Origin of the sequence: Vibrio sp. 2-2(8), from assembly GCF_963888495.1 — a bacterium.
GTDB classification, from domain to species: domain Bacteria; phylum Pseudomonadota; class Gammaproteobacteria; order Enterobacterales; family Vibrionaceae; genus Vibrio; species Vibrio anguillarum.
This window is the reverse complement of sequence record NZ_CAWPJM010000022.1, coordinates 91,753-107,909: the sequence shown is the minus strand read 5'-3', so window position 1 is coordinate 107,909 and position 16,157 is coordinate 91,753. Positions and strand designations below refer to the sequence as shown.

Annotated in this window: 17 protein-coding genes; 4 read left to right on the top strand and 13 right to left on the bottom strand. The window is 43.6% G+C overall.

The features are described from left to right. Positions 1-7 precede the first annotated feature (7 nt). Positions 8-940, top strand: coding sequence for a class I SAM-dependent methyltransferase (locus AACV12_RS06915; protein ID WP_170900207.1), 933 nt, complete (start codon positions 8-10; stop codon positions 938-940). A gap of 75 nt (positions 941-1,015) precedes the next feature. On the opposite strand, the gene AACV12_RS06910 is transcribed toward AACV12_RS06915, so the two are convergent. The 6 genes from AACV12_RS06910 to AACV12_RS06885 all read right to left on the bottom strand — a co-directional run bounded on the left by AACV12_RS06910 (position 1,016) and on the right by AACV12_RS06885 (position 7,437). After that, positions 1,016-2,506, bottom strand: coding sequence for an EAL domain-containing protein (locus AACV12_RS06910; protein ID WP_170900085.1), 1,491 nt, complete (start codon positions 2,504-2,506; stop codon positions 1,016-1,018). Between the two features lie 158 nt (positions 2,507-2,664). Then, positions 2,665-3,303 carry a CDP-alcohol phosphatidyltransferase family protein gene (locus AACV12_RS06905; RefSeq protein ID WP_170900084.1) on the bottom strand — a complete coding sequence of 213 codons (639 nt, stop codon included), beginning with the start codon at positions 3,301-3,303 and terminating at the stop codon, positions 2,665-2,667. Further along, entirely contained in the window at positions 3,296-3,943 is a 648-nt protein-coding gene (locus tag AACV12_RS06900; RefSeq protein WP_094133765.1) for an ATP-binding cassette domain-containing protein, read from the bottom strand. The genes AACV12_RS06905 and AACV12_RS06900 overlap by 8 nt, the downstream gene beginning before the upstream one ends. Further along, entirely contained in the window at positions 3,909-5,630 is a 1,722-nt protein-coding gene (locus tag AACV12_RS06895; protein WP_170900083.1) for an ABC transporter permease, read from the bottom strand. Before AACV12_RS06895 ends, AACV12_RS06900 begins: the two co-directional genes overlap by 35 nt. Before the next feature lie 20 nt (positions 5,631-5,650). Then, positions 5,651-6,790 (bottom strand): ABC transporter substrate-binding protein, encoded by a 1,140-nt coding sequence (locus tag AACV12_RS06890; RefSeq protein WP_170900082.1) that lies wholly within the window; start codon positions 6,788-6,790, stop codon positions 5,651-5,653. Positions 6,791-6,993: 203 nt separating this feature from the next. Continuing rightward, the gene (locus AACV12_RS06885; RefSeq protein WP_026028018.1) at positions 6,994-7,437 is read right to left on the bottom strand and encodes an META domain-containing protein; all 444 of its coding nucleotides are present in this window, start codon (positions 7,435-7,437) and stop codon (positions 6,994-6,996) included. Between the two features lie 165 nt (positions 7,438-7,602). Here AACV12_RS06885 and AACV12_RS06880 point away from each other — a divergent pair, with 165 nt between their 5' ends. Next, positions 7,603-7,854 (top strand): DUF1289 domain-containing protein, encoded by a 252-nt coding sequence (locus AACV12_RS06880; RefSeq protein WP_013857474.1) that lies wholly within the window; start codon positions 7,603-7,605, stop codon positions 7,852-7,854. 4 nt (positions 7,855-7,858) lie between these two features. On the opposite strand, the gene AACV12_RS06875 is transcribed toward AACV12_RS06880, so the two are convergent. After that, a complete protein-coding gene (locus AACV12_RS06875; protein WP_026027723.1) occupies positions 7,859-8,068 on the bottom strand; it encodes a hypothetical protein in 210 nt (69 codons plus the stop codon). Between the two features lie 299 nt (positions 8,069-8,367). Here AACV12_RS06875 and AACV12_RS06870 point away from each other — a divergent pair, with 299 nt between their 5' ends. Next, on the top strand, positions 8,368-10,284 hold the full coding sequence (locus tag AACV12_RS06870) for a bifunctional metallophosphatase/5'-nucleotidase (protein ID WP_170900081.1): 1,917 nt from the start codon (positions 8,368-8,370) through the stop codon (positions 10,282-10,284). Between the two features lie 61 nt (positions 10,285-10,345). Here the strand turns inward: AACV12_RS06870 and AACV12_RS06865 are convergent, their stop codons facing one another. Next, positions 10,346-10,966 (bottom strand): LysE family translocator, encoded by a 621-nt coding sequence (locus tag AACV12_RS06865; RefSeq protein WP_013857026.1) that lies wholly within the window; start codon positions 10,964-10,966, stop codon positions 10,346-10,348. A 200-nt stretch (positions 10,967-11,166) separates the two neighbouring features. Continuing rightward, positions 11,167-12,453, bottom strand: a complete 1,287-nt coding sequence (locus tag AACV12_RS06860; protein ID WP_026027722.1) for a DEAD/DEAH box helicase — start codon at positions 12,451-12,453, stop codon at positions 11,167-11,169. Between the two features lie 290 nt (positions 12,454-12,743). Between AACV12_RS06860 and AACV12_RS06855 the strand changes: the two genes are divergently transcribed. Then, positions 12,744-13,100 carry a PilZ domain-containing protein gene (locus tag AACV12_RS06855; RefSeq protein WP_017046184.1) on the top strand — a complete coding sequence of 119 codons (357 nt, stop codon included), beginning with the start codon at positions 12,744-12,746 and terminating at the stop codon, positions 13,098-13,100. 1 nt (position 13,101) lies between these two features. Here AACV12_RS06855 and AACV12_RS06850 read toward each other — a convergent pair whose 3' ends face one another. The 4 genes from AACV12_RS06850 to AACV12_RS06835 form a co-directional block, all read right to left on the bottom strand. Further along, positions 13,102-13,494, bottom strand: coding sequence for a ribosome recycling factor family protein (locus tag AACV12_RS06850; RefSeq protein WP_094127027.1), 393 nt, complete (start codon positions 13,492-13,494; stop codon positions 13,102-13,104). A gap of 165 nt (positions 13,495-13,659) precedes the next feature. Next, a complete protein-coding gene (gene rplY, locus AACV12_RS06845; RefSeq protein WP_010318386.1) occupies positions 13,660-13,938 on the bottom strand; it encodes a 50S ribosomal protein L25 in 279 nt (92 codons plus the stop codon). Positions 13,939-14,165: 227 nt separating this feature from the next. After that, the gene (locus tag AACV12_RS06840; protein ID WP_170900080.1) at positions 14,166-15,506 is read right to left on the bottom strand and encodes an ATP-binding protein; all 1,341 of its coding nucleotides are present in this window, start codon (positions 15,504-15,506) and stop codon (positions 14,166-14,168) included. Continuing rightward, complete coding sequence (locus tag AACV12_RS06835; RefSeq protein WP_010318384.1) at positions 15,496-16,155, bottom strand: response regulator transcription factor; 660 nt, start codon at positions 16,153-16,155, stop codon at positions 15,496-15,498. The genes AACV12_RS06840 and AACV12_RS06835 overlap by 11 nt, the downstream gene beginning before the upstream one ends. Between the last annotated feature and the right edge of the window lie 2 nt (positions 16,156-16,157).

The window sequence follows — 16,157 nt, the reverse complement described above, 5'->3', positions numbered from 1 at the left end:
ACAAACAATGCAACGCTCAGCGCTTTCTCACTTTTTTACCCATATTGAGCAGCAGCTCTCCTGCAATACAGGTGAAATTCGCCGCTTATTTCATGGCCGAGGTCGTCAGTGGCCAGGTCTAGAACAGCTCACCTGTGACTGGTTGCAAGGGCAGTTAGTCGTCAACTTATTTAAAAATGTCGAAGAAGATTTTCTCGCGGAGTTAAAAGCGGGTTTGTCGCACCTAACAACCCGTCCGTTATGGCTAGAAAAGCAAGGTCGTTGTGTCTTACTTCAGCATCGATATGCCGATGGCGCGCCTTCAGAAACAGTATGGGGAGCGTTAGAGCCTTTCCCTGTGGTGGTCGAAAATGGCTTAAAGTACCAATTGAGCATTGGGCGTAACCAGAATTTTGGGCTGTTTTTGGATATGCGCTACGGCCGTGAGTGGGTTTCATCTCACGCTAAACATAAAAATATACTGAATCTATTTGCCTATACTTGCGGTTTTTCAGTAGCAGCTATTGCTGGTGGTGCTGACCAAGTTGTGAATGTCGATATGGCCAAAGCATCACTGGCTAAAGGCCGTGAAAACCATCAATTAAATGGCCACAATCTCAATTCAGTGAAGTTTCTTGGACATGATATTTTCAAGTCTTGGGGAAAAATCAAAAAATCAGGGCCATATGATTTGATTATTATTGATCCTCCTTCGTTTCAAAAAGGCAGCTTTGCGCTGACTAAAGATTATCAACGTATCTTACGCCGTTTACCTGAGCTGTTAGAACAAGGCGGCGAAGTGCTTGCATGCGTTAATTCACCAGCCGTAACCTGCGACTTTTTAATCGAAGGGATGAAGGTGGAAGCGCCATCACTTACTTTTCAAGCTCGCCTAGAAAACCCACCAGAGTTTGAAGATATTGATCCGCAAGCCAGCCTGAAAGCACTGATTTTCTCCTAAGTAGAATGGAGACTAGGTAAGATCACGCCATAATAAAGTTGGTTATGGTGTGATTTCTCCCGACTTCAGGAATTATTAATTTCCCAAAATATGTTCAATCGGTGAGGGTTTAGAATAGATGAATCCTTGGATAAGATACACAGCACGAGTAGCAAGATAATCAACTTGGTCTCCGCGTTCAACGCCTTCAGCAATAATTTCAATATTAGCTTCTTGTGCTGAGAGAATAATGGAATTGAGTATTTTTATTTTTAAGTCGTCAGTTCCAATCGTATCAATAAACATTTTGTCTATTTTAATACAAGAAATACCAAGATTTTGTATATATGAGTAACCACCGTAGCCTGTACCAAAATCATCAATTTTGAATTTATAGCCTTTTTCCATAAGATGAGATAGTGCCCTACCTGCATTTTCAATATTAATAAATGGCGTTCTTTCTGTTATTTCAAAATGAATCTGTTTGGTGGTCGGCCAATTGAGTTCTTCTAGTGTTTCTGCTAAGCCACCACTTTCAATATGGGCAGGCACGATATTGATACTCACCCATTGCTGCACATCGAATTGTTCTAAATCATCAATTACTTTTCTTATGATTTGATTCGTTATCTGGATGATTAAACCGGATGTTTCCGCCGGACCAACGAACTCATTTGGTGGAACCATCTCCTTGCCTTTGCACCAACGAACTAAGATCTCATAGCCAATAACTCTCTCTTCTCGGCTATCAAGAATGGCTTGGTAGTAAGGGATGAATTGTTTATCTTTAATGCCTTTAAGAATTAATCCTTGAATTGAGTTTTTATAATTTCTGAACTTTAAATAAAAAATAGATAATAAGATACCAATTGCTAGCGCAATGGGATAACCCCAATATATTAATTGGTAGTAAAGATATTGGTTGAATTCTTTACCAGCAGAGAGTGTTTCTTGAATATCAAACTCTTTTATGGTGTAACTAATGGTTGTGATGTGGTCTTGGTAAGCAATCTCTTTATTGCCTCGACTCATTCTCAATCCATTTAAACTAGGCGATAAATAATGAAAATTTAATAAAAAGCAATTTATACAATCACCTTTTAATATCTCTTCTTGCCAGCTACTGTCTAATATCCAAAAAATTCGATTACCTTCTTTTTGATAATAAATAAGTAGCTCTTTTTCTGTATCAAAAAGTGCGGGAGTGGTGGACATGTAAAACCCTGAAGAGAGGTCATAGGCTTTCAACTCATCCGAAAGTTGTAATGGGAAACCGACAGTCGAGCAGCTACGCCCGTCTTTGTTGACAACCGCGATCATTCTGATAAATCGGTTGTAGTACTTGGAATCACGAATTAATGACATATCGCTTGCTTGGCATTCATAATTTATCTGAGCGACTTGATCTAAAATCATATCATTTAAGCTCTGAGCTCTATTGGACAAATAAATATTGACGGTATCGAGTTTGCTTTCCAGCACATAGCGTGTCAACGGATTGATTAATATCGGGATGGCTAACGAAAAAATAAGAGTCGGGATCAGAAAGAGTAAGATCGCTATTTTAACGGGTCTGGTCAAAGTCATAAATGCAACCTTAGGCATCGTTATGCCACTGCGTTAGTAAGTGCGCAGTTTAGCATGCCACTGGTTCAATTGATGAGAATTTCGAAGAGTTATACGATTACCCAATGTATTACATTATCTGGATTTGAAGCCGTAGTTCGAAGCCAAAAGTGATAGCGTTAATCATGGTTGTATTCTTGACGTGAGTGAGTGTTAGAGAGTGTTTGAAATCCAGAATAAATGCGGGTAATGGTGGTGAACCAGCATGCGCCGCCGAATAGATAAGCTATTAAGGCAAAATGTTGAGGAAAAAGACAAAACAGGACGAAACAAGCAACCGTTTCCGTACCCTCAGTCAAGCCTGACATGTAATACAGTGATTTATGCTTGTAGATAGGGCTGTGGATGTTTCGCTTGCTGGCCATCACGGCGAAGGCAAGAAAGCTGCTTCCCGTACCGATAAAAGAAAAGATCAAAAAGGCACCAGCTACCGCATTGTGCTCAGGTGAAGCCAGCACAAAGCCAAACGGGATGAGCGAGTAAAACAGAAAATCTAAACTGATATCGAGAAATCCTCCCGCATCGCTGACCCCCTGAATTCTTGCCAACGCACCATCAAGGCCATCCGCTATTCGGTTTAGTATGATGAAAATTAATGCCAGCGTGTACTGTGAGAAAGCAAGTGCAGGAAGTGCACAGCAACCTAAAGTAAAACCCCAGAGTGTCGTTTGGTTCGCTGTAATGCCTAAGCGATGAAGCCCTTGAGCTGTTTTCTCTAGTGGCCAACGAATGATTTTGACACTAAATCGATCAAGCATGTGCGCTCTCCCATGAGCAGGTTAAAATGCGGCTGTTAGGCGGAACATCGTCTTTATCGTGCGTGACCATCAAGGTCGGAATGCCTTCGGCGACCAGTTGATTGAAGACCCAATCCCTAAATTGGATCCGCAGTGCTTTATCTAACTTGCTAAATGGTTCATCCAATAGTGCCAGTTTAGGTTGAGCCAGTAGCATGCGAGCCAAGCTAATACGTGCTCTCTGCCCCCCAGATATCTGTTCTGGGTAAGCATTGGCAAGATGTTCGAGAGAAATTTTCTGTAATGCTTTTTCTGCTTGAGACTGCCGTTCATGGCCTTTTACCGAGTTGGGTAAGGCAAAAGCCAAATTTTGCCAAACCGTCAGATGTGGGAAGAGCAGATCATCTTGAAATAAAATACCGACTTGCCGCTGATGTGCAGGCCGCAAAGTGATGTCGACATCGTCCAGTATAACTCTGCCTTGGAAGCTAAAATCCCTCCCCAAATGACCCGCAATTACATTAAGTAGCGTTGATTTTCCGCAGCCGCTCGGCCCCATTAAGCTAACAATTTCACCTGGGGAGATGGTGATATTTAAATCCGATAAGAGAGCTTCACCATTTTGTTTATGGATGGCGAGGTTTTCGAGGCAGAACGTCATGAGTAATGGCTTCCTTACGGGCAGTTTTTTTAACGATAGGGTTCATGGTACGGCGATGAGTTTGTAGGCGGCTGATCACAATCGCCAAGGTGAAAAAAATTAAAGGAAGTAGGGCTTGCCAAATGGCATAGATAGCGGTGACTCTGCGGTCAAAGCCACTCGAGAGCGCAACGGCTTCGGTAGTAATAGTAGCGATCCTTCCTGCGCCGAGCATCAAAGTCGGCAAATATTGCGCTAAGCTCACACTCATTCCAACCGCTGCCGCGTAAACGATGGCTGGCAAGAGTTGCGGCGTTTTAATTTGCCAAAATACTTGCCACGGCGTTTTTCCTAAACTTAACGCTGCTTTAGTCAGGTTTTGATTGTAGCTTTGCCACGGGCCATCCAACGCAAGGTAGACAAAAGGAAAGGCGAAGAATACATGTGACCATGTAACCCAAAGCCAATACTGATCGCTGGCTAAAAAGAGTGTGGCGATCTGCATGCCAAATAACAGTGAAAGTTGAGGAATGAGCATTGGCAAGGCGATCAAATAACTGGGTAAATGACGCTGATATTTGAGCTTATACTCATGAGCGAGTAGAGATAACACCAGCGCAATCACAGTGCTGAATAGCGCTAATTGTACGCTTTGATAAATGGTTGGTGCGATATTCAACCATTCGTTGTCCCAAAAACGGGCACTGAACTGGCTGGGCCATAAGTCTGGAAAGCGCCAACGTTGTGCAAAACTCCAAACCACCATTAAAGGCAACATCAGCAGAGATAAGGTAATGATGAATAAAAACAGTGATTTTCCTGGCAAGGAAAGCGCATAGCGGCCTGAGTATTGCCAGCGTTTGTAGTGTTGCGTGGAACACTTTTCGATAAAGAGAACGATCAATAACATGGCGCTGGCAAGTATAAACAACAGAACGGCGCCAGCGGCGGCGCGAGGAATTAAGGCTAAGTTAGGGTCACTAAACCACTGCCATACCAATACTGAAAACGTTGGTGGATTATTGGGGCCTAAAATGAGCGCCAAATCGACAACGGATACGCCGTAGGCAATCACGGCAAAGAGGGCAAACCGCAGTTTATTTAACCACTGTGGGAAGATCACTTTTAGCCATAGTTGGGGTTGAGAATAACCCAGTGAAGCCGCTGCTTGTTGCAGTTTATCAATGTTTAATTGCTGCAAAATGGGGATGCTCATCAGCAGTAAAAAAGGAACTTCTTTAAGTGCTAGCGCTAAGGTTAACCCGACTGAGTAAGGGTTGCGTACTAAAAGTGAAGCGCCATCTCCCATGAATGAGGTTCCAAACAGATGATACAAAAGGCGATCCGTCATGCCGCTTGGCGAGAATAAAAAAGCAAAACCAATGGCAAAAGCGACGTGAGGCATAGCCAGTAGCGGTGACAAAGCGTTCTCTACTTTTGACCAGTGACGGCTGTGCCATAATGATTGCAATATCACAAAGCAGATCGCTGCGGCGAGATAGGTACTGATTAACGCAGAACCTATGCTAAGTAGTAGAGATTGCCCGACTCCCGACCATTGTAAGATGGCGATGTAGCCATCTAGAGAAAAGTGGTGCAAGCCAACGGGAGGAATATAGCCCAATGAGGAGAGTATGACCCCAAGTAGGCCGGGAACAACTGGGGCAATACAGATGACAATAATCAGCAAATAGCTTGCTCTAAACATCGGGCTTTATCTCAGTCTCTTTAGTGGCCGTAGCGTTGTTGCCATTCGGCTTCAAGCGCCGTTTGCCAACTTGGATGTGGCTCGGCGATTGATTTAAACAGCTGAGTTTTCTTAGCGCTGCCACTTAAGAACTCATTTTGTAATACCGATGGATCTCCCCAAATGGAAAGATCTCCTTTACGAGATTGTGCTTCCGGACTGAGTAAGAAATTGATCGCAACCAATGCGCCTTCTTTGGCGCTCGCATTCCAAGGAATGGCGAGAAAATGAATGTTAGAAAGAGCCCCTGTTTCAAACGCGTAGGAGCGGGTAGAGACCGCTAGCGTTCCATTTGCTTGAGCGGAAAAAACAGCATTGGGGTTAAAGTTGATGGAAAGATCAAGCTGACCATCATCAAGCAATTGCAGCATTTGAGCGGAACCGCTGGGAAACTGCTTGCCTTGACGCCAGGCCACAGGATGAAATTCATCAAGATAGCGCCAAAGAGGTGCTGTCACTATGGCAAAATTTTGTTCATCCACAGGCTTAGACAGGGCAACATCGTTCTCTGTTAGTTCAATCAATAAGGCTTTAAGGAAACTGGTGCCATGAAACTCAGGAGGACGAGGGTAACTAACACGATTCGGAAACGCCTTTGCGTAGCTCAACATTTCTGAAAATGAACGGGGTGGGTTATTGAGCTTTTCCTGATCGTAAATAAACACCAGTTGTCCTACACCCCAAGGCGCTTCAAGGCCAAGAGTCGGCTCTGAAAAATCTTGATCGATCGGCAGTGAGGAATCAACATATTGCCAGTTAGGTAAACGCTCCGTAAATGGACCATACAGTAAACCATTACTTTTCATGGACTTAAAGTTTTCACCATTAATCCATACTAGATCGACACTGCCATTATTATTTTTAGCGGCCGCCTTTTCTGCAATAAGCCGTGTTGTTGTCTCGGCAATATCGGTCACTTTCACCTGTTTTAACTCGATACCGTAGCGATCTTGAAGCTCGTTGCCTGCCCAGCGAATGTACTCATTAATCTCTTGGCTTCCTCCCCACGCGTGAAAGTAAACGGTTTGTCCTTTAGCTGCATCTGTGGTTTGTTGCCAAGTTTGCGCTGACGCGGAAAGTGCGAAGGCACACGTGCAGAGTAAGGTGATGAGCTTTTTCATAATTATCCTTAAAGATCGCTTTATTCAGTGACTTAGTGAATAGACCGGAGATATTTCCATGTTCATTCATTATGAACGAAAAAAAACAAAAGATCTGAATTGGTGAGAAAAAGCAGAAGTCGCAGATAGGTGAATGATGTGTGAGGTGGTCTACGGAAATGGCAGCCTGATGGAGAAGACTGCCATGAGAAGAATGACTGAAATTAATTGACCCAATCACGTAAAGTAAAGGTGAGCGTGTGAACCTCATTTTTAAGCGTTAGGCTATCTTTAGTCAGATTGATCTCGCTCCAATCTGACAATGTTTGAGAAAACGCCTGCTCGGTATCCATGACATCACCGATACACATCATCATGGTCATGCCCATTTTTTCGATGCGGAATTGGTTGTCTTTTAGCTCGGCTTGCCCAAAAAAGTTATTGCAACCTGCGTTACCGCTAGCCATCATCTTTTCGCCGATTTCTAATCGCGGTGCTTTTTGTTTGTCATTATTGACCACGTCCTTGCCATCAATTTGCACCAGTTGCCAATTGTGATGCTGCAAATCTTGAGCGGTAATGCTTTCTACATCACCATTACTTGCACAGGCACTCACCAATACAGGTAGCGAAATTGCGGCTAGCCATTTTTTTGAACTAAACTTCATCGTATTAGACCCCAGAATTTGGAAAACGCGCACAGTATATAAAATTGAGTACTGTTTTTGTCAGTATAAGGTGATTGTTTTATATGCGTCACAGTTTGCAATCAGGAAGTGACACACGTTACTCTTATGTGGCGGACATTAAATTGGAAAAATAATTGAGTAACCATGGAGCAACTCGAATTTTTTAAAGTGCTGAGCCCTTGTATCGGTGTATGTTCAGTTGATGACAAAGGTTATTGCCAAGGCTGTATGCGTAAAAGGGAAGAGCGTTTTAACTGGCTCTCAATGACTGCTGCGCAGCAACTGCATGTCATAAAATTATGCCAACAGCGCTATAAGCGGAAAAAACAGAAACAACAAGCGCAAAACAAAGCAGATTCCGAGCCAGAAACGAACCCGCAGCGCGATCTGTTTTAATCAATTACTTCATTCCCCAAAAATCACTGACCCAACCACCAGCATGTTCATCAAAATGATTACCGTGAAAACGTTTATTCACATCGGGTTGTTCCATGTTGGGTTTTTCTGTCAGAAGCTGTTGAATATAGTTCGCCATTGGATCTGTACGTTGGTGCCGCGTTACAACATCTTTTATCAGTTGTAATCGATAAGTGGAACTTGCGCGTTTCATTTCTATAACCTCCATTGTTGTGGTAACCAATAGAAAAAATAGAAGCGATTCAGTACAGCGTCAATCAAAGATCTGCTTAAAATTTGCTCAATTTTATGATTAAAAATTAACCGCCTGATTTGGCTCGATTAAAGCTCTTTAAGCCATAGAATCTATTTAAAGAGAGATCGCTCTCGAAATTTTGTGATTGCTTTTTAGTGTTGCAATCGAATGGACGACCCCATCACATAAACATATTTATAAAATCAATAATATCCACTCTGTTTTAATGAAAGCCTGTTTATACGTATGAGTATGTTATGAAACTAAAAATTGTTACTAGCGCAATACTTGCTTCTATTGCCGCTTCTTCTTTCGCTGCTGATGGCGATATTCATCAAGTTACCATTCTTGGTACTTCCGATATTCACGGGCATTTTATGCCATGGGATTATGCTGCTGACAAACTGAATATACAGGGGAGCCTAAGTCAAATCGCCACCAAGGTTAAACAGATACGAGAGCAAGATAAAAACGTTATTTTAGTGGATGCGGGAGATACGATTCAGGGAAACTTTGTTGAAACGTTTAAGCATGAAGCCGTAGACCCTATGATGCTCGGTTTTAATGAGATGAACTACGATGTTTGGGTGCTGGGTAACCATGAGTTTGATTTTGGTTTATCGGTATTAAATCGCTCCCTGACTCAATTTAAAGGCCGAGCGTTAGCCGGGAATATTCAGAGGCCCGATGGCAATCCATTCTTACCCGCCGCAACAATTATTGAAAAAAATGGCGTCAAGATCGGTATCATTGGAATGGATACTCCGATGACACAAGTGTTTGCTGAAGGCACGAATCGCCTTGAAGGCATGAGCTTCACTAACCCAACACTTGAAGTGAAAAAAGTGATTGGGCAGATAAAAAATGATGTCGATGCGATCGTTTTGGTTGCGCACATGGGGCTGGATAACGAAAACGACATCAAAGATACGGGCGTATCTGATATTGCCAATGCTAACCCAGAAATCGATGCCATTGTTGCTGGCCACATGCACACTAAAATTGATAAAGCGACGGTAAACGGTGTCATCATTACCGAGCCTGACAAATATGGACGCGTTTTATCTCGAATCGATTTCCAATTTGAAGAAAAGGATGGCAAATACACGCTCGTTCATAAAGACAGCTTCACTTACCCTATAAAAGGTGTTGATTCTGATTCGAAAATGGAAACGCTGTACGCACCTTATCATCAACGCTTACGAGAAAACGCCAATCGCGAAATTGCGATACTTGACGGAGTCGACTTGGTTCCTGATGATGAAATACGCGGTATCCCTCAAGTGCATATTCAAGATACCGGCATCAGTGCGCTGTTTCAGGAAGCCAGTTTTTTCTACGCGCCAAAAGCAAACGTGATCGCACTGCAAATTGATAATGACCAAGCTCAACTTGATACTGGCTCAATCAAAGCAAAAGATATCGCATTTAACTATCAATATGCTGGTGGTGAAATTACGGTTTACCAAATGACGGGTAAAGAGCTGCGCACCTACATGGAGTGGGCCGCTGGGTATTTCAATTCCGTCTTGCCAGGCGATGTGACTTATAGCTTTGATCCAAAGCGGCGCGCATCGAAATACTCAACCAATGATTTTTTTGCGGGTGTCACTTACACCATTGATCTTACTCAACCTGCGGGTAAGCGAATTAAAGATCTGCGTTTTGCTGGTGGACAACCGATTGATGATACTAGTGATATTCGGTTGGGTATGAATAGTTACCGAATGGGGCATTTGACGCAGAAAGGGGGTAGCCTTGAAGGGCGGTCATTCCCGATTATTTTTGACTCGGAAGCGGAATATGGCGAAGAGGAAGGAACTATTAGAAACCTAACGATCCGCTATCTCACCCAAGAGAAACAAGGCCGCTACGAAGGGAAACCAATGCAACGTTGGAAGCTGGAAGGTTTGCAAGGGTATGAATCGGAACGTGCCATCGTGAAAGCTCTAATTAATAGTGGCCAAATTGATGTACCAAGTAGTGATGATGGGCGTTATAGCAATATCGCCTCGATCAATGTTAAAGCACTACTTTTTACCAATAAGGCCGCGGCTGAAGAGGCGATCAATGCGCGTATTTTGCAAAGTAGCCAAGCTTCTGATGCTGAAAAACAGCGTATCAATCGAGAGATTGTATTGCTCAAGGCATTGAATGCTAATATTTTAGATTAGCTAAAGTTTTAAATTAACGGTTAAGGCTCTGGCCAAAAGTCAGAGCCTACTACTTTAACGACTAACTCATCAATAACCAGAATCCAACACCTATCATCAATGAGCCTGAAATACGGTTCATTAGACGCACATTTTTTGAATGCCCTAGAGCTCGTTTTAACCCCTTGCCACCTGTTGCGTAAAGTGTCATACAGACAAATTCTGAGACCATAATAATGGACACCAGCAGTAATAGTTGAGGTGCAAGTGGTGCTTCACTATTAATAAAAGGCGGAAGTAGGGAGATCATAAACGCCCAGCCTTTAGGGTTGGCAATCGCGGTCACAAAACCTTGCATGACAAGATCCCAGTCTTTGTTATGGGGAGTGACCTGTGAGTCGCTACTGAGGGCAAGCTTGCCTTTTGAGCGCCACATCTGAATGCCTATATAGCCAAGATAGATGGCACCGATGGTTTTGAATCCGGTAAAGAGCCAAGGGTAATTGAGCATAATCGAAGCCATCCCCAAAACGGCTGCGATGGAAACGAACGCCACACCGACGATCTCTCCCATCATCATCCATAAAGTTCGGCGATAACCAATACTCATCCCAAGACTCAGTGCCAATGTCATGCACATACCTGGAGTAATCGAAACAAAAAAGAATGTTGGTATAAATGCCAGAAGTAAAGTACTGCTCATTAATCAATCCGTGTTGAGAGACAAGAGCTCTAGCATACACATTAATTACAATCTTCACTATTTCACTTTGCTGTGCAATTGACGACAGTGTTACTTACGGATTGAAACCAATAAAGATGACCGTTTGGGATGATGAAGCATAGATAGGATACACAGAGATGAAAAAAGCCGCATTGCTGCAGCTCTTTCGTTGTTATGACTTACTTCTTACGATTTTTTAGTCGATTCATCATGTTCAAACGACGTTCTGCTGAGGCTTGATCCGGTTTTTCGTCATTTGGGTTGTTACGACGGCCTTGGCGATCTTTGTACGCCGCTTTTGTGTGAAGTTTTTCAATGTAGGCATCACGCTGTTTAGGTTCATAACCTGGCTGCTCAACACGGCGGATGCGTTGCTGGATAAGGTTTTCAACCTGAACAACAGTCAACTCTTCTTCGCGGCTGACAAATGAGACAGCATGTCCCTGTTTGCCAGCACGACCAGTACGACCTATGCGGTGTACATAATCTTCGGCGAGAAATGGCATGTCATAGTTAACCACGTGCGGTAGGTCGACGATATCTAAACCACGTGCAGCGACATCGGTCGCAACCATGACACGCACTTTGCCTTCTTTAAATTCTTCAAGAGCGCGTCGACGTGCACTTTGTGCTTTATCGCCATGACATAGCACGGCCTTGATGCCATCCAGTTTCAGCTCTTTAACCACTTCATTAGCCGTCTCTTTATAGTTCACAAATACTAAGACTTGTTGCCAATTTTTGCGGCCAATCAGTTCAGACAGCAGTTCCGTTTTACGCTCTTGATCGACAGGGTAAACCACATGCGCCACTGTTGCGGCCGTGGTATTGGCACGATCGGCATTAATACGCTTGGGTTTGCGTAAAATATCGCCCGCCAGTTGGTTAAGCTGAGTGGATGTAGTGGCCGAGAACATCATGATTTGTGGTGAGGTTTCCACTTCCAGCATGATTTTACGCACGGGATTGATGAATCCCATATCTAAAATTCGATCTGCTTCGTCGAAAACCAAAAACTCAAGGTTGGCGAGTGAAACATTACCTTCACTTAAATGCTCTTCTAGTCGGCCAGGGGTCGCGACCAAAATGTCCACACCCATTTCAAGCTGACGAACTTGAGAAGACATTTTATTTCCACCGTAAACAGCAGCGACACTGAGTTTGGTGTACTTGACGTAGTCTTTAATGTTCTGGGCAATTTGCGCCACTAATTCACGCGTGGGTGCCAAAATTAAGCCTCGCGCTGTTTTAGGCGAAGGTTGCTTGCCGCTATCTAACAGATGTTGAATAACGGGCAGTGCGAATGCTGCGGTTTTGCCTGTGCCAGTTTGCGCCGTTGCAAAAATATCATGCCCTTTACGAGCCTCGGGAATGGCTTGTCGCTGAATGGGGGTAAGTTTTTCATAGCCGCATTCAGTAAGCGCTTTAACAAGTTCAGGTGCAAAACCTTGAGATGAAAATGACATTTAACGGGTTCCTTAAGCAGACAGCCTACAGTTCTTAATTTTAGCCGTGCACTATATAGGATTTAGAGTGATTTATCTCACGTTTATCGTGATCAGTGATAAATTTCCTACATTATTGACCAATTGTATTTGAGTTCACAAATGAGATGAATTGGTGATTCATAGCGGTTGCCTATCTTTCTATTATGTTTTTACTTCAGAAGCCGATAATAAATGGTAGACTCTCAACACTTGCGTAGCATCATGATGACGCAGAAGTAATTAACCTTGATAAAGGATGCATAGACGCCATGGACAATGCAGATTTTGTACAGAAACGGCAATATTACCGCTTAAAGTATCCAAAGCGGGCAAGACCTACCGTAAAAATTGATGATCAGCTATTCCATGTCTGTGAAATATCAGAGCAAGGCATTCGTATCTCAATGCCGAGAGTGACTACCTTATATTGTGGTCTATCAATGTCTGGTACGGTGCAGCTACGCAGCAATAATACAGTCAAAATTGCAGGTCAAGTACTGCGCTTTCAACAAGATGAAGTCGTGGTTCAACTATCCAATGGTCCTGCTTTTAAGCACATGGTTGAAGAACAGCGTTATATTCGCCAAAGATACCCGTCTTACTTCTCGTCTTTACGTTCTGCTTAAATCAAAAACTGTCTGCGTTGAAACGAGCGGTGCGTGCTTCTGCGATTGTGCAGTGCGTGATGTGCATAAGTTCGGCGAGAGTGATTGATGGGTTTTGTTTAACAAGCCTTACCAACTTGGCTGATTTGGGTTCAAGCTGTTCCTGATATTCTGCCAGTTTGTCTTTGAGTCTCGTTATTAAAAATTGCATGACCAGTGAATCAAGTTCTCTGAGCCGATTTGCCAATGATTCAAGTTGCGTTATCTCACCACTGATTTGCCAATTTCTGGAACGTCGTATTCGTTTCAGGTCGCACTGATATTCTCTCGCCAGCATTTTTGCTTTTTTCGCATTTTCTCCACCAAGCCGATGAATCAATGAGGGGAGGGAAATCGTGATGATCATAATAGCCATGTTCTTGTTTGAATGACTTTCCGTTATAACACGGTCTTATAAAACGGTGAAACCCCGATAGTTGGTAGCTATCGGGGTTTCGAATTTTTAGATTTCTCGGATGGTAAGGCCGATAGTCTTTATGCAAAAGGTTGGATTTTATCCAACTAATTCCTTGGTAGGAAATTAGATGCGGATGAAGTCCATGTGCTCAACTTTTGGCTTGAACACGTGACGTTGAACGTCTTGTGGCTTAACTTTTACTTCTGCGCCATCAATTACTAGAGTAATTGCTTCGTAGAATTCTGGTTTGTCCATTTGGTTGATCACGTCAGAATGATCCAGTGCGATAGCAACTGGCGCTGCTTCACCACCGTAAACAACTGCTGGGAATTGGCCCGCGTGACGTAGGCGGCGGCTCGCACCTTTACCTAGTTCAGTACGTACTACTGCTTCGAATTTCATAGTTTTTACACTCAAATTAGTAAAAATAAACTTCACATCTGCAATGCGACCTTGCTGATGTGGTATAGCTTTGATAGTGAATCAATGATTACTAACAAAACGAGCGCGGATACTAGCACTCTATCTAAGATGGGGCAATAGAAAATCCCTTGCAGCATCGATTTATTGCAGTGTTACGAAGGACCGTGACAGTCTTTATTGCTTAATATCGAGTTCGATTTCGTCCATTAAACCGAACGAAAAGTTAGCACCGCTTTTAACCCCCCCATGGTGCTAGTCGATAGGGTTAGCGTACCGCGATAACTGTGCGCCATTTCACTGACAATATTCAACCCAAGCCCAGATCCAGAGGTGGTTTCGTCTAAGCGCACGCCACGCTGTACCGCTTTGGCCAGATCTTGCTCAGCAATACCTGGGCCATCGTCTTCGATGTGGATTTCTACCCAGCCTTCTTCTCGATTTTTTGCGTGAACTCGAACTAAAGAAGCTGCCCATTTGTAGCTATTTTCCAGTAGGTTGCCGAGCATCTCGTCGAGATCGGTTGGGTCAACGGCAACCTCTAGATCAGAATCCAACTCATTAACTAACGTGATTTCACGCTGTGCGTAAATTTTGTCAAATGCCATAGAAATAGCATCTACCCGTTCGCTTGGATTGGCTTTTACCGCAAGAATATTCATTGAGCCAGCCATGCGCGCGCGCCCTAGATGGTAGTCAATCTGTTTTTGTAACTGTTCAATCGGTGTTCTGAGTTTCTGCTGTTGTACGAAATCAAGATGATCGATCTCATTGCGCAGTACAGAAATCGGTGTTTTTAAAGCGTGAGAGAGATTGCCTGCATGATTACGTGCACGTTCAAGCAATTCTTGATAGTGGAATAACAGTGCATTCAAATCATTGACTAACGGAAAGACTTCTTTTGGGTACTCGTCACTGAGACGGGCTTGTTGACCTTTGCGCAATGCGGCCAGCTCTTTTTGCATTTTCCCTAACGGCCGTAATGACCAACTGACTTGCAAGCCAATCAGCACCAATACACCACTGAAGAGCAGACCTAGTATCATCCACAATTGGCTAATTACGCTGTTTAAAGTGTCTTGTAATGGCGCTTCATCAAGACCGATGGTAATGGTGATAGGAGAAGGGAAGTCTGGTAAGTAGATGATTTGTTCAATGACGATCAGTTTTTCATCTCTTGCGCCTTTGACGATGCTTTTCAAGCCATGTTTTTCGCTGATAAGGCGCTTATCCCACAATGAGCGAGAACGAAGCGATTGATCATGGCTTGAGGCCGTCCAATAAAGGCCGCTGTAGGGTTGGCTAAAACGAGGGTCGGAAAGGCGCGACGACAGTACTAGATTCCCTTGCGGTGTCGCTTCCAAGTTCGCCGTGATTTCATCCATCGCTAAACGTAGCTGACTTTGTACATCATTGACTAGGTAGTCTTTGATCAGTGTGGGAATGCCAATTCCCGCCGCTAAAATCATGGTACCTAACCAAAACGTTGCCGCGAGCAGTAAACGACTTTTTAAACTGAGGCGCTTTAAGGCCGAGGTTTTATTTTGCATTAAGCTGGTATCCCAGTCCTCTCACGGTTTTGATAATGTTGTTATTGATCTTTTTACGGATGCGGCCAATAAACACTTCGATGGTGTTGGAGTCTCTATCGAAATCTTGTTTGTAGATGTGTTCCACCAGTTCAGTCCGTGAAATGACTTTGTCGGCATTGTGCATGAAGTAGGCAACCACTTTGTATTCCAGTGCCGTCAAGCTCACGGCTTGGCCTTGCCACATCACTTTAGAGGTTCGAGTATCAAGGCTTAAGTCACCGATTTGCATCACAGGGGAAGCGTTACCTGATGCTCGGCGCAGTTGTGCGCGGATACGAGCGGTTAATTCCACCATCTCAAATGGTTTGGTGAGGTAATCATCCGCTCCTGCATTTAAGCCCTCGACTCGTTGAGTCAAACCGTCTCTTGCACTGAGGATCACAATGGGCGTATTAATGTTTTCATCTCGAATGCCTTTCAATACGGTAAGGCCATCGAGCTTGGGTAAACCGAGGTCAAGCACAATCACATCCCACTCTTCTGATGTGGCGCGATAGAGTGCATCAATGCCATCTTGTGATAATTCAGGCACCCAGCCGGTCTGTTCAAGCGCTTCTACAATTTGTTCCCCAAGACGAGGATCGTCTTCGACTACCAATATTTTCATGG

Coding starts and splice junctions, on each gene's coding strand:
- AACV12_RS06860 (WP_026027722.1), bottom strand. CDS start 12,453: ATGTCATTTTCATCTCAAGGTTTTGCACCTGAACTTGTTAAAGCGCTT.
- AACV12_RS06850 (WP_094127027.1), bottom strand. CDS start 13,494: ATGGCTATTATGATCATCACGATTTCCCTCCCCTCATTGATTCATCGG.
- AACV12_RS06890 (WP_170900082.1), bottom strand. CDS start 6,790: ATGAAAAAGCTCATCACCTTACTCTGCACGTGTGCCTTCGCACTTTCC.
- AACV12_RS06885 (WP_026028018.1), bottom strand. CDS start 7,437: ATGAAGTTTAGTTCAAAAAAATGGCTAGCCGCAATTTCGCTACCTGTA.
- AACV12_RS06865 (WP_013857026.1), bottom strand. CDS start 10,966: ATGAGCAGTACTTTACTTCTGGCATTTATACCAACATTCTTTTTTGTT.
- AACV12_RS06880 (WP_013857474.1), top strand. CDS start 7,603: ATGGAGCAACTCGAATTTTTTAAAGTGCTGAGCCCTTGTATCGGTGTA.
- AACV12_RS06900 (WP_094133765.1), bottom strand. CDS start 3,943: ATGACGTTCTGCCTCGAAAACCTCGCCATCCATAAACAAAATGGTGAA.
- AACV12_RS06875 (WP_026027723.1), bottom strand. CDS start 8,068: ATGAAACGCGCAAGTTCCACTTATCGATTACAACTGATAAAAGATGTT.
- AACV12_RS06870 (WP_170900081.1), top strand. CDS start 8,368: ATGAAACTAAAAATTGTTACTAGCGCAATACTTGCTTCTATTGCCGCT.
- AACV12_RS06840 (WP_170900080.1), bottom strand. CDS start 15,506: ATGCAAAATAAAACCTCGGCCTTAAAGCGCCTCAGTTTAAAAAGTCGT.
- AACV12_RS06855 (WP_017046184.1), top strand. CDS start 12,744: ATGGACAATGCAGATTTTGTACAGAAACGGCAATATTACCGCTTAAAG.
- AACV12_RS06835 (WP_010318384.1), bottom strand. CDS start 16,155: ATGAAAATATTGGTAGTCGAAGACGATCCTCGTCTTGGGGAACAAATT.
- AACV12_RS06910 (WP_170900085.1), bottom strand. CDS start 2,506: ATGACTTTGACCAGACCCGTTAAAATAGCGATCTTACTCTTTCTGATC.
- AACV12_RS06905 (WP_170900084.1), bottom strand. CDS start 3,303: ATGCTTGATCGATTTAGTGTCAAAATCATTCGTTGGCCACTAGAGAAA.
- AACV12_RS06895 (WP_170900083.1), bottom strand. CDS start 5,630: ATGTTTAGAGCAAGCTATTTGCTGATTATTGTCATCTGTATTGCCCCA.
- rplY (WP_010318386.1), bottom strand. CDS start 13,938: ATGAAATTCGAAGCAGTAGTACGTACTGAACTAGGTAAAGGTGCGAGC.
- AACV12_RS06915 (WP_170900207.1), top strand. CDS start 8: ATGCAACGCTCAGCGCTTTCTCACTTTTTTACCCATATTGAGCAGCAG.